The sequence below is a fragment of the Micromonospora coerulea genome (genome assembly GCF_016598485.1).
In the GTDB taxonomy this organism is placed as follows: domain Bacteria; phylum Actinomycetota; class Actinomycetes; order Mycobacteriales; family Micromonosporaceae; genus Micromonospora; species Micromonospora coerulea.
Genome location: NZ_JAEMUW010000130.1, coordinates 1 through 255, shown reverse-complemented (window position 1 = coordinate 255; position 255 = coordinate 1). Strand labels below are relative to the sequence as shown.

1 protein-coding gene is annotated in these 255 nt (G+C 69.0%); it reads left to right on the top strand.

Features of this window, described 5'->3' with window-relative positions; all coding sequences use genetic code 11:
• Positions 1-239: hypothetical protein (locus I8N68_RS32580; RefSeq protein ID WP_200216944.1), on the top strand; the 239-nt coding region annotated here is incomplete at its 5' end.
• Positions 240-255 lie beyond the last annotated feature (16 nt).

The window sequence follows — 255 nt, the reverse complement described above, 5'->3', positions numbered from 1 at the left end:
TGTCGACCCGGCCGCTTGGCGGGATGGCCCGGCGGGATATCCGGCTGGTCTCCGACGGTCAGCTCTGGCGGGTCCGTGGCCGCCTCGGTGGTGACGGAGGTCAGGAGGTGTCCTACGACTTCCGGGACGAAGCATCCGCCCGGTCGATGGTCGACCGGATGATGAAGACCTCGGCCGGCACCTGGCGGGATCTCACGGAGGCAGTCCGGCAGGAGGCAAACCGCCGGCAGACTCATTAGCTATGCCCGGCGCTGC